Source organism: Marinobacter shengliensis, from assembly GCF_030297115.1.
Lineage (GTDB): Bacteria > Pseudomonadota > Gammaproteobacteria > Pseudomonadales > Oleiphilaceae > Marinobacter > Marinobacter shengliensis.
This window is the reverse complement of record NZ_AP028062.1, coordinates 2,372,115-2,386,770: the sequence shown is the minus strand read 5'-3', so window position 1 is coordinate 2,386,770 and position 14,656 is coordinate 2,372,115. Positions and strand designations below refer to the sequence as shown.

Genomic DNA, 14,656 nt, shown 5'->3' with positions numbered 1-14,656 from the left:
ATGAGGCTCAAGTCCATCAAGCTGGCTGGCTTCAAGTCGTTTGTTGATCCCACTACGGTGCCATTCCCGTCCAACATGACGGCGGTGGTGGGGCCAAACGGTTGTGGCAAGTCCAACATCATTGACGCCGTGCGCTGGGTGATGGGTGAAAGCTCCGCCAAGTATCTGCGCGGCGAGTCCATGACGGACGTCATCTTTAACGGCTCAAGTGCCCGTAAGCCTGTCGGCCAGGCGTCTATCGAACTGGTGTTCGATAACGGTGATGGCACCGCGCCTGGTGAATTCGTCAAGTTCAACGAAATTTCGGTCAAGCGCCGTGTGTCCCGTGAGGGGCAATCGGAATACTTCCTGAATGGCGCCAAATGTCGCCGCCGGGACATCACCGATCTGTTCCTGGGCACCGGCCTTGGCCCTCGTAGCTACGCAATCATCGAGCAGGGCATGATTTCCCGGTTGATTGAGGCGAAGCCTGAAGAGCTGCGCGTATACATCGAGGAAGCCGCGGGAATCTCCAAATACAAGGAACGAAGGCGCGAGACCGAGAACCGGATCAAGCGCACCCAGGAGAACCTGGAACGGCTTACCGACCTCCGCGAGGAGCTAGGGCGCCAGTTGCAGCATCTGGAGCGGCAGGCGGCCGCGGCCGAGAAGTATAAGGCCTACAAGCAGGAAGAACGGCAGAAAAAGGCCGAGCTTACGGTGCTGCGCTGGCAGGCGCTGGATAATGACTTACAGTCCTGGCGTGGAAAGATTCGGGATACCGAGCTCGAGCTGGAAAAACTGCTGACCGAACGGGTTAATCTCGAAACCTCCCTGGAATCGCTTCGGGAAGACCACCACGAACGCACCGAACTTTTCAATCGGGCCCAGGCACGCTACTACGAAGCCGGCGCCGATATTGCCCGGATCGAACAAAGCCTGGAGCACCAGAGGGAGCGTAGCCGCCAGACCGCCGCAGAGCTGGATCAGGCCATGGCTAACCAGCGTGAGCTCGGGCGCGAGCTTGAGCAGGATGAAGAAAAGCTGGCAGGTATTCAGCAAGAGCTCGATATGATTGAGCCGGAGCAGGAAGATCTGGCTATGCGTTCTGAAGAGTCTGGAGAAAAACTCCAGCTGGCCGAAGATGCCATGAGTGACTGGCAACACCGATGGGAGGAGTTCAGTACCCGGTCATCCGACGCCAGGCGCCAGGCAGAGCTCGCCCAGTCTCGAATCCGTTCTCTGGAAGACGCTATCGCCCAGCTGCACAATCGTCATGGCAAATTAACGGACGAACAGGCGTTGCTGGACGAACAGCTGGACCGGGCAGAGCTCGACGAACTGCTCGAACAGCAGGAAACCGTTCAGTTACAGCGTGAAGAGGCAGCGGAGCGCATCCAGGCGCTGCAGGATGACGTTTACCAGAGCCGGCAGAAGCTGCGTGAAGCAGAGCAGGCGGTTGCCGAACGGCGGCAACAGGTGCAGAGCCTGAAAGCCGCCCTGGATTCCCAGGCGGCCTTGCTCGATGAGCAGATGGGCGGTCATGACGATAGCCTGCAGGGCTGGTTGCGGGATAACGGTTTGTCGGATGCGCCCAGGGTCGCCGCCGCATTGCGTATTGAAGATGGCTGGGAATTTGCGGTAGAGCAGGTGATTGGCCGGTTCAGCCAGGGGCTTGCATTGCCGGGCTTTGACCACCTTGTTGACGCCCTGGACAGCGCGCCAAAAGGCCTTGCGCTGGTGTCTTCGGGTACTGAACCAAGGCCTGCTGGAGGGTTGGCGGCGAAGGTGGATGGCGTGGGTGCCATCAGTCATCTGCTTGCCGGTATTGATACAGCAGACTCCACCAGTGACGCACTGGCGCGCCGGTCCCAACTTTCCGCCGGTGACAGCTTGATTACCCCTGAAGGCGTCTGGGTTGCTCGCGATTGGGTCTTGATGCCCGACTCCGAAGCCGGGCAAATCGGTGTCATTGAGCGCCAGAAGAAAGTGAGCGAGCTTGAGGCACGTCTGCAAGAGGCGGAAGAGCTGCTTGAGCAGGCGGTCGAGGCACTGGAGTTGCTCCAGGAACAGGGCGAGCGTGCTGAGTCGGCCAGGGAAGAAGCCCAGGCCCGTTTGAGTGACGCTGAGCGGGAACTCGGTGCGTTGTCCTCAAAAGTTAGTGGTCTGAAAGCCCGGGCTGAACAGATTGATGCCCGCCTTGGCCGTATCCGGGATGATATAGAAGATGTGGCCGGAAACCTGGAACAGCAGAAGGAAGATCTCGAATCCGCGAGGGAAGAATGGAACCTGGCGCTGGCTTCCACCGAGGACAGTGACGAAGAGAAAGAACGGCTGCTGGAGCAGCGTGATACCTTGCGGGAGAATCTCGACAGGCTCCGCCAGGAAGCCCGCCACGACCGGGACCATGCCCACCAGTTGCAGTTGCAACTGCAGTCATTGCAAAGCCAGCGCGATGGTTTGAAGCAGACCATCGAACGCATGCAAATGCAGAAAGAACGGCTGGAAGAGCGTCTTGATATGCTCCGGGAAAGCCGAGAGAGCGCTGAAGAGCCACTGGAAGACCTGCAACTTCAACTCGAGGGGCTTTTGGAGCGCCGGTTGGCGGAGGAGGAGAAGCTTTCGGCCGCCAGGGACGCCCTGGAAGACATTGACCGCGAGGTACGGGAGCGGGAGCAGGGCAGAAGCCGCACTGAGCATGTGGTGGGTGAGGTACGTGCGCGGCTCGAAAAGCTCAATTTGGAATCCCAGGCGCTCGAAATCCGGTCTGGTAACCACATCGAGCAGCTCAAGGAGCTGGATGTAAAGCTCCAGGAAGTGCTGGGCCAGTTGCCGGAAGATGCCGATGAGAAAATCTGGGCCGAAGAACTGGAGAAGATTGGTAACCGTATCCAGCGGTTGGGGGCTATTAATCTGGCAGCCATCGAGGAATATCAGGTACAGAGTGAGCGAAAGACCTACCTGGATGAGCAGCACAACGACCTGATGGAAGCCCTGGAAACCCTGGATACCGCCATTCGCAAAATAGACCGGGAAACCCGCCAGCGCTTCAAGGAAACCTTCGATCAGGTTAACGGTGGCCTGCAGGCGTTGTTCCCGAAGGTGTTTGGTGGCGGCAATGCCTATCTGGAGCTGACCGGCGAAGACCTTCTGGAGACCGGCGTGGCGATCATGGCGCGGCCACCGGGCAAGAAGAACAGTACCATCCACCTGCTGTCCGGTGGCGAGAAAGCCTTGACTGCGATTGCCCTGGTATTCTCTATCTTCCAGCTCAATCCGGCGCCTTTCTGTATGCTGGATGAGGTAGATGCCCCGCTGGACGATGCCAACGTTGGCCGTTACGCCAATATGGTGAAAGAGATGTCCAAACAGGTACAGTTCATCTACATTACCCACAACAAGATCGCCATGGAAATGGCGGACCAGTTGATGGGCGTCACCATGCACGAACCGGGTTGCTCCCGGCTGGTTTCGGTGGATGTCGACGAGGCGGCAGCCTTGGCGGAGGCCTGAGGGTTGGCGAAAAAGGCGTCAACCATGACAATAACGCCATCTCGGCCCGGAGTGCGTTGTATTCATTACGGGCTTTTCTTAGAGTAGCAACGTTCCGAACTGCAAACAGGACAGCAGCACTATGTCACTTAGGGAATGGTTAATTGCCATAGGTACCCTGGTTATTCTTGGAATCGTCATTGATGGTGTTCGGCGGATGCGCCGGGCCCGTAAGGAATCCATGGCGATTTCCTCCGGAATGGGCGCGGATGATCTGAAGGATTCCCCGCTCGATGATGATTACAATCCAGAACTTCCCAATGGTGGAGCCCGAACCGTATCCAGGGGAACCCTCGAAGAGCGGGGCTACCTCAAGCGAGACACGTCAGAGGATTTCGGCAGTTCGGACGATGGCGACGTTATGCTGGAATCGGGGTGGGGCGCGACCGACGACAACATCGACGATGGTGTCCTGGGTGAGCCAAGAGTCGTGAATAGCCGTTCCGAGCGTTCAGTAGAACCACCGGCGGGTGAGGCTGAGGAGGTCTACGACGACGAAGTCTCCGCCCGGCCGGTATCAGAGCCCGAACTGCCGCCAGAACCGGAGCCGGCACCGGAGTCAGCACCAGAACCAGAACCGAAATCTCGTCCCGCAGCAAAAACCCGAGCGAAAGAACCTCCTGTGTTGACCACAGAGGTTGAGGAGGATACCGCTCGCCGGGAAGCGGCACCGGGCCCACGCAAGAACCAGCCGTTGGCGGGAGCCAATCGCCCGGAAGCCAGGGAAGTGCTGGTGATTAACGTATTGGCGCGTAACGGTGAGGAGTTCCAGGGAACGATACTGAAAAAGCTGTTTGAGGCCTGCGGTCTTGAACATGGCGACATGGACATCTACCACCGGCATGAAGGTGCTGACACCACCACGCCAGTGCAGTTCAGCGTTGCCAACGCGGTGGAGCCGGGAACCTTCCGGCCCCAGGATATGCCAACGTTGAACACTCCCGGAATCAGTTTCTTCATGAGCCTGCCCGGGCCATCCAATGCCATGCAGGCCTTCGAATTCATGCTCGAAACCGCTCAGTGCGTTGTGCGCAATATGGGCGGTGAACTGAAAGACGAGCGCCGCAGCGTAATGACTCCGCAGACGATTGAGCACTGCCGGCAGCGCATCCGTGAATTCGAACGTAAACAGCGTTCCCATCGGGTATAACACTTAATCAGGACATTCGATCCGATGAGCCAGGTTTCTGCCGATATCCAGCAGCGCGTGGAACAGTTGCGCGCTGCCCTGGACGATCACAATTACTACTATTACGTTCTGGATGACCCCAGGATACCCGATGCTGAATACGATCGGCTGTTCCGTGAACTCCAGACACTGGAAGCGGACTACCCGGAACTTGCCACAGATAACTCGCCTACCCGGCGGGTCGGCAGTGCCGCGGAAACCAGCTTTGAAGAAATCACCCATCGATTGCCCATGCTGTCATTGGACAATGCGTTCAGTGACGACGAGCTCCGTGATTTCGACCGCCGAGTGCGTGATCGCCTGGCAACCGAGGATCCGGTGGAATATGTCTGTGAGCCCAAGCTGGATGGCCTTGCGGTCAGCCTGCACTATGAGCAGGGTGTATTAACTCGGGCCGCCACCCGAGGCGACGGTTATACCGGTGAGGATATCACGGCCAATATACGCACCATTCCGTCAGTCCCCTTGACCTTGCGGGGCGACGACTATCCGGATCTGGTGGAAGTTCGGGGTGAAGTCTATATGCCCAAGGCGGGGTTTGAGCAACTGAACCGGCGCCTCGCTGAGCAAGGCGAAAAGCCCTTTGTAAACCCCAGAAATGCCGCTGCCGGTAGCCTGCGCCAGAAGAAATCAACAGTCACCGCCAAGCGCCCCCTGGAGCTGTGCGCCTACAGCATGGCGGTCACCGACGAAAGCCTGCTGCCTGAAACCCACTGGGAAAGCTTGCAGCGGGTTCGGGGCTGGGGGTTTCGTATTAACCCGGAAATGCGCAAAGCCAAGGGGGTTGAAGCGTGCCTCGAGGCGTACCAGGAGCTGATGGCCAAGCGCGACACGCTGCCATACGAAATAGACGGTATCGTGTTCAAGGTGAATCGCCTGGATTTGCAGCAGCAGCTGGGCTTTGTGTCCAGGGCGCCCCGGTGGGCCATTGCCCACAAATTCCCCGCCCAGGAAGAACTGACCGTTATTGAAGATGTGGAGTTCCAGGTGGGCAGGACCGGGGCTGTCACGCCTGTTGCCCGGCTCAAACCGGTGTTTGTGGGTGGCGTGACCGTTTCCAACGCAACACTCCACAACATGGACGAGATTCGCCGGCTGGATGTGCACATCGGTGATACGGTGTTCATACGCCGCGCTGGAGATGTCATTCCGCAAGTGGTGAAGGTGGTTCCGGAGAAACGCCCGAAGGGCGCAGCGGAAGTGGTCCTGCCGAGCCAATGCCCGGTCTGTGACTCGGACATCGTCCAGATAGAAGGGGAGGCGGTCGCCCGTTGTTCCGGGGGGCTGTACTGCCCCGCCCAGCGCAAGGAAGCCATTCGCCATTACGCCTCCCGCAAGGCCATGGATATCGAAGGTCTGGGCGACCGGCTGATTGAAGTGCTGGTGGATGAAGGCATGGTGAACACCGTCGCGGACCTGTACCGACTAACCAAATTCCAGTTATCCAGCCTTGACCGTATGGGGGATAAATCAGCAGGCAACCTTGTGGCGGCCATTGACCGGGCCCGTAAGCCGGTGCTGTGGCGGTTCCTCTACGCCCTGGGTATTCGTGAGGTGGGTGAGGCGACCGCGAAGTCCCTGGCATCGCATTTCGGTACCCTTGAGGCAATTTCAGCCGCCGATGACGAGGCGCTGCAGGCGGTACCGGACGTTGGTCCCATCGTGGCCGGCCATATTCGCAGTTTCTTCGACCAGCCCCACAACCAGGAAACCCTGCAGGCTTTGAAAGACACCGGGGTAAGCTGGCAGGAAGAACAGGTTGTCCCTGCCGAGGCCAAACCCCTGGCCGGCGAAACCTGGGTGCTGACCGGCACCCTGTCACAGATGACCCGGGACCAGGCGAAGGAAAAACTGGAGAAGCTGGGAGCCAAGGTCGCGGGCAGCGTTTCGAAGAAAACCGCCTGCGTGGTGGCGGGTGAGGCTGCTGGCTCCAAGCTGACCAAGGCAGAACAGCTGGGAGTGCCTGTCCTGGATGAAGAGGGGCTTCTCGCCCTCTTAGAGGAGCATGGCGTAGCAGGCTGATGCGGGCCCGGCCGGTGAATCTGAGAACTCGCGCAGATCCGGCAGGGCGCAAATTGGCTAACATGGCGTTGATCTGTAACGGTGTGTAAACCGGGAGCGTTATGCCCCGCTGGCACCGCCATAACAACAACGTCATGAAACGGATTTTTGCATGCGCGCCGATCTGCTCCCCCGCACCTCCTCCTCTGGCCGTCTTCTTGGCCTGGCCCTGATCGCACTGATGTCTGCCGGCTGTAAAACCGAAAAAGACCCCGACCAGCCCACGCTGCTTGGCGCGCCGCCGACCACGGCCTACCTGGTGGTTGAGTATTACTACAACTGGGGAGCCTATGGCGGCGAGAGCATTCTGGATTACTCGCTGACGAACGCCCCCTCCTGGCTCGCGCTGGAAGACACCAGCAATAAAGCCCGCCAGGGCATCATCATGCGCGGCGTTCCTGGACTGTCCGGGGGCGCGAGAGGTGAGGCGGACCTGGGCAGAAACGACAACATCGACATTGTCACCACCGATGGCCGCATGGCCGGGTTCCAGCCTTTTGATATTGAAGTCAAACGGAATGCAGTGACGCTGGAGGCGCCGTCGTTCACCGAGGGCGAGAGCCCGGACATTCCTGACAGCTCCCGAACCCGTTGTGAACTGCCTGCACTGGATGTGGTCGGCGAGCATGGCTATGAGATTGACCTGTACAACGAGGATGGCTCGTTTAAGGAGTCCAAGGCAGTTACTTCGCCAACCAATCGCGTGTTTGCAAAGGTTCTTTTGGACCAACCCTCCGTGACAAGGGTTTCCATCGCGTTCGAGCTGCGCTCGGAATTCGATGAGAATAAGTGTGACGACGAGGAAAGCCCACCGCACCAGCGGTGCGAATACAGCAGTGACAACCTCGGCCGTGCCATTATCGGTAACGACATTGTCGCGCAGGGCAGCAACACCGCGTTCCCGGTGGATGAACAGGGCGAGGAGCTGACCTACATCGAGTACTACGAGAACGACGCTGGCATCAAGGATCGGGGGCTGATTACCCTCGAGCCAGGTATCACCGAGTGCTACATTCCATTGGAAGTCATTGACGACACCATCCCCGAACCTTCCGAACTGGCGCAGCTTCATTTAACAGAAGTGCGCACGGGCATTGCCTCCCTGGGCGCATCGGACACCGGTGTGCGAACCAACCTGACCATTCGTGACAATGAACCGACGGTTGCCATCGAAACCCTGAAGGGCGGCCCGCGAGATACGTTGAACACCGGTACAACCGGGCAATATCGGGCCACGCTGTCCGGTGATAGGGAGGACGTCATCAAAGTCCGTTTGACGCACGCCCAAGGCTCCACGGCACGGCTGGGAACCGAGTTTGTCATTGAGCAGGAAGGCGTGGAGAACGATACCTTAAGCTTTCCCGTTGGCCAGAATGAATTGCTTTTCGAGGTCCGTGCCAGTGAGAGCTATTCAACGCCGGAGGACCTGCACGACCGATTTGCGAACCTGGCGGTAGACAGCCGGTTCCAGGCGGGCCGGGAAGGTTTTGCCAGAGGTGCCAGCGATAACCTGTTGAGGCTCAGCTTCAATCGTCTGAAAGAGTCTATTGTCTGGAATGACGGATTTGTTGCGACGGACTTTACCGTTGGTCATGGCGGTCGCTACTTTGTCGCCGGGAGCAACAACGGCCAGGTTCAGGTGCGCATTCATGATCAGACTGGCGCCCTGCTGGGCGACCCCGTAGTTGTTGCCGATCTCGCAGATGCCTCAGCCCGCCCCGATGTGTTCGTGGATGTGGCGGAGCGGCGGGTCACCGAAGACACGGTCCGGGTCACCCGATATGAAATGGCCGTGGCATTCACTACTGACGAGCCGGTTGGCTCAGGCGATGCCGGGGCCGGAGATAATGTGATTGTAGGCGTTTATCGACTAAGTGAAGGAGAGTATCAGCTGCGTTGGGATGACCTGTTCCGGATGGGCACCTCCGGGCATGACCGTGTTCGATGGATAGGGCTCAACCCTGGCAGTGGCTATGTTGCGATCGCGGGTGAAACCGACGGCGTATGGGGTGGAGAGTCGTCGGCCGGCGGTATCGACGCCTTCCTGACCCGAATCGATACCATACCCGATGGCGATGCACTGGTGCCAACGATCGCCTGGACGCGCCAGGTGGGTTCTGAGGGTGATGACCATGTGGTGGGCGGCAGTGTGGCCGCTCTCAGCCCCCTGCTGTTTGGTTTTGCGCCATCATCGATCGACGGCACGGCGGTTACCGGCCCCTTTTTCTTCGGTGGCAGCGCCTCGGGGACAGTGTCGGTTTACCAGGTTGGAGAAGAATCCGCCGAGGTTCTGCGGCATGGGTTTTATGGCGATGGTAGCGCGTGGCTGATTGGTGACGGCCCCTTTGAGTATCGAGTGGAAGTTAACGAAGATGACGCTGACGAACTTATTCGCACACGTGTGAACAGCCGGGCCGGGTTTGCTCTCGGTTACAGTACCTCGGGTGCCATAGGCAGTGCATTGTCGGCCAATGATCAGAATGACACTGCCATTGTAGAGCTGAGCCAGGGCCTGCTGTTTAACGGCGATATGGTCATTGCCGGTTCCACCGATGGGGTCTTCGCTGAAGGCGCTGGAAATCCCTCCACCCGCCATGCAATCCTGGCAAGGCTGAATCGTGGTGATGACGAAGCGGCTTATCGGAGCTGGCGCATTCAGCCTGATGTTGAGGGGTTGAATGTGTTAAGGCTGAAAAACTATCGGGATGATGAAATTACTGCGTTGGTAGACCTGGGTGGTGAGCTGGCAATTAGACTGTTTGGCCCGGAGGGCGATGCACTGACCTCCGAGAACCCTTAATGGCTTTAAAGGGGGGCGAGGCCTTAGACGGTCCCCTCCTGCCGGCTGGCGCTGGCATACAGCTTCAGGTAGTCGGTACTGGTCACAATGCCTGATGGCTGGCCTTTTGCGTCAACGATCAGTGCCGCGTTCAATTGGTGTGCAAGCATAAGCCGTGCGAGTTGATGTGCGTCGGTTTCCGGAGAGGCGGTCAGGAAAGCTGGCAGTTCAACCTGAGACAGGCTCTGATTTACGGCTTGTGACGGGTTTTCGTGGAGCCAGGCGAGTAGCCAGCGCAGGTCAATCAGGCCTGCAACGTTGTGGTCGGCCAGGATGACCAGATGGTGCACATTGTTGTCTTCCATGCTGGACATGGCCTCACCCATGGAAGCCGTAGCGGGTACAGAGTACAGCGCCGGTGAGCAAATGGCGGAAACAGGCAGGTACACACGCTCCTCGCGCCGTTCTCCGGCGGCTGCGGCGCCATACTCCTGGAGTGCACGGTGGCGGCCGCTGTTAGCGGCCTGCTGAAACTCCGCGTCGGTTGCCTCGCTGTGGCCCGGTGAAATCGCGCCGGATTCCGTCAGCTCGGTGACGTCGCCAACGCGACGGCTTCGCAAGGCTTCCGGCAATCGGGTGCCGATTGGTCGCCCCGGCTCACTTACGTGAATAGACATTCCACTAACTCTCCCATGTGACTGCTGCAACATCCCAATGCAGAGCAGCTCCTCTAATGGTAACGGCTGAATGTCACAAAACTGTAGGCCGGCTTCATTACGCCTGGGTAAGTGTCAGGTTCGGTATAGCCGCCCCGTTTCCAGTCGCTTTGAGAGCGGCGCAGGCAAGCAGTGGGGCTGGCCGCTGATAACATCTGCCAGATATTCTGCCAGCAAGGGTGCCCAGACCAACCCTTTGCTGCCCAGGCCGGTCAGCAGATACAGGTCGTTAAGGTGGTTCCCTTCGGTGTCCCGCATGTGGCCGGCCACAGGCTGGTAATCGTGCGTGGTACAGCGAAAGGCCACTCGCCCTTGCAGCTGATCGGGATCTGGCACCGATTCTTTGGTTACAGACGGCAGAATCCGTTTTAGCTCGTCAAGGTTTTCCTGGTGGCCTGCGGGGGTTGGGTAGGGGGTCTCGTCCTTAAGGTCAAATGTCGCCCCGGTGACTGCACTGCCGCCTTGAACAGGGTTGAGATACTTTGTCCCGCAGATCACCGTTTGGGGTAGGTTGAAGTCTGCCTCCGGTAGTTCAGTAACCTGACCGCGGATCGCTTTCAAACGGAGCTGCCCGGCTACGGGCACCAAGGCGGGGCTTTCGTGGCCTCCGGCAATGATCACCGCGTCTGCGCGGCAGTCTTCGCCAGAGTGATTGCGGATACACCATTGATTGTTACATGGCAGAAGGTTGACGACCTGGTAACTGAATCGTGTTTCGATCAGCGGGTGCTCAGCCAGCTGCTGACAGGCCTTTGCAGGCTCAAGCCAGCCAGAACCGGGAAACCAGAGACCGCCAGTATCGACGGGAATCCCTGCCAGTTCGCTCGCCCTGATTGCATCCACGGGTTCCAGCAGATTATCCGGGTATTCATTGCGCTCGCAGAACCGCCGTTGGCGGTCAGCTTCCTGATCATCGGTCGCCAATTGCAGCAGCCCCGTTGGGTGCCAGAAGCGGTTTTGCCAGGGCCGATAGAAACGTTGGCTGAAACTGAGGGCAGTTGCGGCAAGCTCAGTCTGTGCGTTGTACTCCACACCAAGTTTTACATAGAGCGCGCCCTGGGGATTGCCAGATGCCGCAGAACCGGCGTGGGGCGCCTTGTCCAGCAGCAGCACCTGAACACCCCGTTCCGCCAGATTGCGGGCGAGCAGGGTGCCGGCAATTCCTGCACCGATAACGGCAACCGTGCCAGTTCTCGCCTCTTGATTAGTGGTATTCCCTGGTGCGTATATACCTGCAAGCATTTCCCGCTTGCGGCCAAAGCCGGGGACTTTTGCGATCTCGAAGCCGGCCTCTGCAAGGCTGCGCCGCACACGGCCAACGGCGGTAAACGTGGCCAGGGTCGTTCCGGGCTTGCTGTGGCTGGTGATCAGACCAATGGCATCGTCCAGCCACATGTCCGGGTTTAACGACGGGGCGAAGCCGTCAAGGAACCAGGCATCGGCGAAAAAAGTGAGATCCTTCCAGGCATCCAGGACATCGCCAAAATACAGGGTCAGCCGAACCCGACCTCCGGCCAGCACCAGCCGGTGAGTGCCCTTGATCAGTGGAGGGTAATGTTCGATAAGCTCCGTTGCCAGGGGGCTTAGCTCGGGCCAGTACGACAGCGCCTTTTCGAGGTCTTGACGGCGCAGGGGAAATCGTTCTACCGACACAAAGTGCAGTATGGCGTTGTCATCGGCCGGGCGCTGCTTTAACCATTCCGCCCAGGCGGCGAGAAAATTCAGGCCCGTGCCAAAACCGGTTTCAGCGATCACAAAGTGGCCGGTGTCTGGCACCTGCTGGAACCGCTCCGGCAACTGGTTATGCCCGATAAAAACATACCGGGTTTCTGCCAGGCCGTTGTCCCTGCTGAAATATACGTCTCCAAACCGGGTGGATTCGGGTACGCCGTCGCGCCAGATAAGATCTGCCGGCTCCATGGCCGGTGGCAGGCAGGGGGAGTGCATAGGGCTCAGTCTTCAATATTAACCAGAGTCACTTTCTCGATCACGACGGCCTGAACCGGAACATCCGCCATGCCCTGGCGATGTCCGGTTTGTACGCCGGCAATCTTGTCGATCACGCCCATGCCCTCGGTGACTTTGCCAAAGACCGCGTAGCCCGCACCCCGCACACCAGCATTCAGGAAATCGTTTTTGGCGACGTTAACAAAGAACTGAGAGGTTGCTGAGTTTGGGGAGCTGGTTCGGGCCATGGCCACGGTGCCCCGAAGATTAGGCAGGGTTGCTGAGGCTTCGTTAACGATGGGGTTTTTGGTCTGTTTGCGGGCCATGGTTTCGGTTAATCCGCCGCCCTGAATCATAAAGCCGGGAATCACCCGGTGAAAGATCGTACCGTCGTAGAATCCGTCTTCGACATAGGAGAGGAAATTCTCCACGGTTTTGGGGGCTACGTCAGGGCGCAACTCAAGCTCAAAGGCCCCTTCAGAGGTAACAAAGCGAACCTTCGGCAGTTCTTCGGCCTGAATAGGAGTGGCCAGCATCAGGGCAGCGATGGCGGCAAACAGGACGGACATCACAGTTAATACGGGTTTTACGGTATTTGTCATTTCAGAGGCTCTCACAGTTTCAGTTGTTATCAGGAATCCTGAGACAATCCGGATAGAACAAAATTAGCGAAGATCTTAACAGATCCTTACCTGAATAAGTGCAAATCAGCACAGCGTAGGCCAGGGGATTGGGCTACGCTTTAATCATTATCAATACCGGGCCTGGTTGTACGGTGATCACTCTGAATGCGGGAGGAGCCTAGTGAGAATCCGTAAGGGGTTTGAAGAAAAGTCCCGGCTTGGCCGGTTGTTGATCAATCGTGGCTATTTGTCGGAAGGTCAGCTGGACGAGGCGTTGTTGTTGCAGCGGGAAACCGGGCAGCGCCTGGGCGAAGTGTTGATCGCCGCTGGCTGGGTGACTGACAAGGAACTGCATCGCGTTCTCAAACACCAGGCCCGTTATCGTAATGCGGCAGCGCTGGTTACCATGGTGACGTTGCCGTTTCAGCCGTTGGTGTCGCTGGCGGCCGGCAATACCAGCGCGGCATCCATGCCTGCGCAGGCCGGTCAGTTATATGAAAAGGGGGGCTTTGCGCCTCTGTCTGACAGCGATATGGCCGGCGTAACGGCTCAAAGCAGTGTGGGTTTGCTGGAGCGTATTGAAACGGTTGCCGCAATGCCGGGAAATGCTGGCGGCGCGGTTGATGACCCGGAACTCGCCGGACTCGATTCAGTAGAGGGAATCAAGCTGGCCGCCAACATTTTTGTGCCAGTGCTCAGTTTCCTCGATTCCGACCTGACCATCTCTGGTGTTCACTACAGGGAGGGTGAGCCCCGCTATTCCATTCGAGAGGATGGCGCCTTGAGGCTGGCGTTTCCCGAACGGATTGAGGAGATCCGGATGGACAATATCCGCGTGAGTGGCAATCAGAGTCCATCCATGGGGAACGTCAGCATTCACAACATACGGTTTCATCCGGATTCCCAGATGACGATCTACACCCGTTAATGAACGGGTAAGGTGAATCTAACGAAAAACGCCCGGATAGCTCATCCGGGCGTTTTTGTTTGCCGGGTCGGTCAGGCGCTGGCCAGAATGTTGCCGCTGGATACACTGGTTTGTTCGCCCTTGGCGCCATAAAGCTTCTGTTGGGCAGAGGCGCCACGGAAGATGTCCGTGAGCCTCGTCAGGCGTTTTTGAAGGTGTCCGACAACACGACCGTTGTTCTGGTTCAGTTCCTGGCAGGCACGAAGGCGCCCATCGGCGGTTTTCCAGAGTTGGTAAAGGTCTTCCATACCACCGGCACGGATAAACCTCGAGGGCTCGCCGGCATCCGGTCGGTACCCCATGTTCACCAGCAGGCGGATCTTTTGTTTCGCACGCTCACGGATATCCGTCAGGATGTTGTTTTTCTGAGTGGTGATTTCCTGGAGCGGAGCGATGTCGGAGGACGCCAGGAGTTGTTTTTCCTGGTTGAGAAGATCCGCCAGGGTTTCAAGCTGGCGGATGTCTTCTGAGAGAAGGGTCTTCAATTCAATGATTGCAGCCATGTTTTACTCACCCGAAAATGCTTTTATCCATCTCAAGCATTTTCTGGGCCAGTTTCTCTGCATCAATTTTGTAGGTGCCATCTTCCAGTGCTGCGCGAATCTGCGCAATGCGGTCGTCGTCCATTTCCGGGTAATCGCCCAGTTTCTGTTCCAGCTGCTTCAGGTTTTTGGCCTGATTGCTGAGACTGACGTTGTCGCCGCGGGCAGCCGTGCTTTGAGCCTTTGCCTGCTCTCCAGCCGTGGAGGGCGTACTCTGGCTGCCTGTTGCTTTGTCGGCCGTGGTTCTGGTGGTGTTGACCTGGCCGGGGCCAATTCCATTTAAGTCAACTGACATAAGGAT

The 14,656-nt window shown here is 58.2% G+C and carries 10 protein-coding genes; 5 read left to right on the top strand and 5 right to left on the bottom strand.

Features of this window, described 5'->3' with window-relative positions:
* The 4 genes from smc (at position 1) to QUE75_RS10930 (ending at position 9,581) form a co-directional block, all read left to right on the top strand.
* The gene (smc, locus tag QUE75_RS10945) at positions 1-3,492 is read left to right on the top strand and encodes a chromosome segregation protein SMC (protein WP_286250051.1); all 3,492 of its coding nucleotides are present in this window, start codon (positions 1-3) and stop codon (positions 3,490-3,492) included.
* A gap of 121 nt (positions 3,493-3,613) precedes the next feature.
* The gene (gene zipA / locus QUE75_RS10940) at positions 3,614-4,681 is read left to right on the top strand and encodes a cell division protein ZipA (protein ID WP_286250049.1); all 1,068 of its coding nucleotides are present in this window, start codon (positions 3,614-3,616) and stop codon (positions 4,679-4,681) included.
* Between the two features lie 24 nt (positions 4,682-4,705).
* Positions 4,706-6,742: an NAD-dependent DNA ligase LigA gene (ligA, locus tag QUE75_RS10935; RefSeq protein WP_106695869.1), complete on the top strand. Its 2,037-nt coding sequence runs from the start codon at positions 4,706-4,708 to the stop codon at positions 6,740-6,742.
* Between the two features lie 151 nt (positions 6,743-6,893).
* On the top strand, positions 6,894-9,581 hold the full coding sequence (locus QUE75_RS10930; RefSeq protein ID WP_286250045.1) for an alpha/beta hydrolase: 2,688 nt from the start codon (positions 6,894-6,896) through the stop codon (positions 9,579-9,581).
* Between the two features lie 23 nt (positions 9,582-9,604).
* On the opposite strand, the gene QUE75_RS10925 is transcribed toward QUE75_RS10930, so the two are convergent.
* The 3 genes from QUE75_RS10925 to QUE75_RS10915 form a co-directional block, all read right to left on the bottom strand.
* Positions 9,605-10,237 (bottom strand): CBS domain-containing protein, encoded by a 633-nt coding sequence (locus QUE75_RS10925; RefSeq protein ID WP_106695867.1) that lies wholly within the window; start codon positions 10,235-10,237, stop codon positions 9,605-9,607.
* Between the two features lie 114 nt (positions 10,238-10,351).
* Positions 10,352-12,223, bottom strand: a complete 1,872-nt coding sequence (gene mnmC, locus QUE75_RS10920) for a bifunctional tRNA (5-methylaminomethyl-2-thiouridine)(34)-methyltransferase MnmD/FAD-dependent 5-carboxymethylaminomethyl-2-thiouridine(34) oxidoreductase MnmC (RefSeq protein WP_286250042.1) — start codon at positions 12,221-12,223, stop codon at positions 10,352-10,354.
* 5 nt (positions 12,224-12,228) lie between these two features.
* Entirely contained in the window at positions 12,229-12,825 is a 597-nt protein-coding gene (locus QUE75_RS10915; RefSeq protein ID WP_106695865.1) for a peptidylprolyl isomerase, read from the bottom strand.
* 202 nt (positions 12,826-13,027) lie between these two features.
* Here QUE75_RS10915 and QUE75_RS10910 point away from each other — a divergent pair, with 202 nt between their 5' ends.
* Entirely contained in the window at positions 13,028-13,774 is a 747-nt protein-coding gene (locus QUE75_RS10910) for a hypothetical protein (RefSeq protein ID WP_061332194.1), read from the top strand.
* A gap of 71 nt (positions 13,775-13,845) precedes the next feature.
* Here QUE75_RS10910 and QUE75_RS10905 read toward each other — a convergent pair whose 3' ends face one another.
* Together QUE75_RS10905 and flgM are read right to left on the bottom strand one after the other, a co-directional pair.
* Positions 13,846-14,316 carry a flagella synthesis protein FlgN gene (locus tag QUE75_RS10905; RefSeq protein ID WP_061332195.1) on the bottom strand — a complete coding sequence of 157 codons (471 nt, stop codon included), beginning with the start codon at positions 14,314-14,316 and terminating at the stop codon, positions 13,846-13,848.
* 7 nt (positions 14,317-14,323) lie between these two features.
* The gene (gene flgM / locus QUE75_RS10900) at positions 14,324-14,650 is read right to left on the bottom strand and encodes a flagellar biosynthesis anti-sigma factor FlgM (protein ID WP_106695863.1); all 327 of its coding nucleotides are present in this window, start codon (positions 14,648-14,650) and stop codon (positions 14,324-14,326) included.
* Between the last annotated feature and the right edge of the window lie 6 nt (positions 14,651-14,656).

Excerpts from the sequence above, each read along its gene's own strand:
- ligA (WP_106695869.1), top strand. The coding sequence starts at position 4,706 with ATGAGCCAGGTTTCTGCCGATATCCAGCAGCGCGTGGAACAGTTGCGC.
- smc (WP_286250051.1), top strand. The coding sequence starts at position 1 with ATGAGGCTCAAGTCCATCAAGCTGGCTGGCTTCAAGTCGTTTGTTGAT.
- flgM (WP_106695863.1), bottom strand. The coding sequence starts at position 14,650 with ATGTCAGTTGACTTAAATGGAATTGGCCCCGGCCAGGTCAACACCACC.
- QUE75_RS10905 (WP_061332195.1), bottom strand. The coding sequence starts at position 14,316 with ATGGCTGCAATCATTGAATTGAAGACCCTTCTCTCAGAAGACATCCGC.
- zipA (WP_286250049.1), top strand. The coding sequence starts at position 3,614 with ATGTCACTTAGGGAATGGTTAATTGCCATAGGTACCCTGGTTATTCTT.
- mnmC (WP_286250042.1), bottom strand. The coding sequence starts at position 12,223 with ATGCACTCCCCCTGCCTGCCACCGGCCATGGAGCCGGCAGATCTTATC.
- QUE75_RS10930 (WP_286250045.1), top strand. The coding sequence starts at position 6,894 with ATGCGCGCCGATCTGCTCCCCCGCACCTCCTCCTCTGGCCGTCTTCTT.
- QUE75_RS10915 (WP_106695865.1), bottom strand. The coding sequence starts at position 12,825 with ATGACAAATACCGTAAAACCCGTATTAACTGTGATGTCCGTCCTGTTT.
- QUE75_RS10925 (WP_106695867.1), bottom strand. The coding sequence starts at position 10,237 with ATGTCTATTCACGTAAGTGAGCCGGGGCGACCAATCGGCACCCGATTG.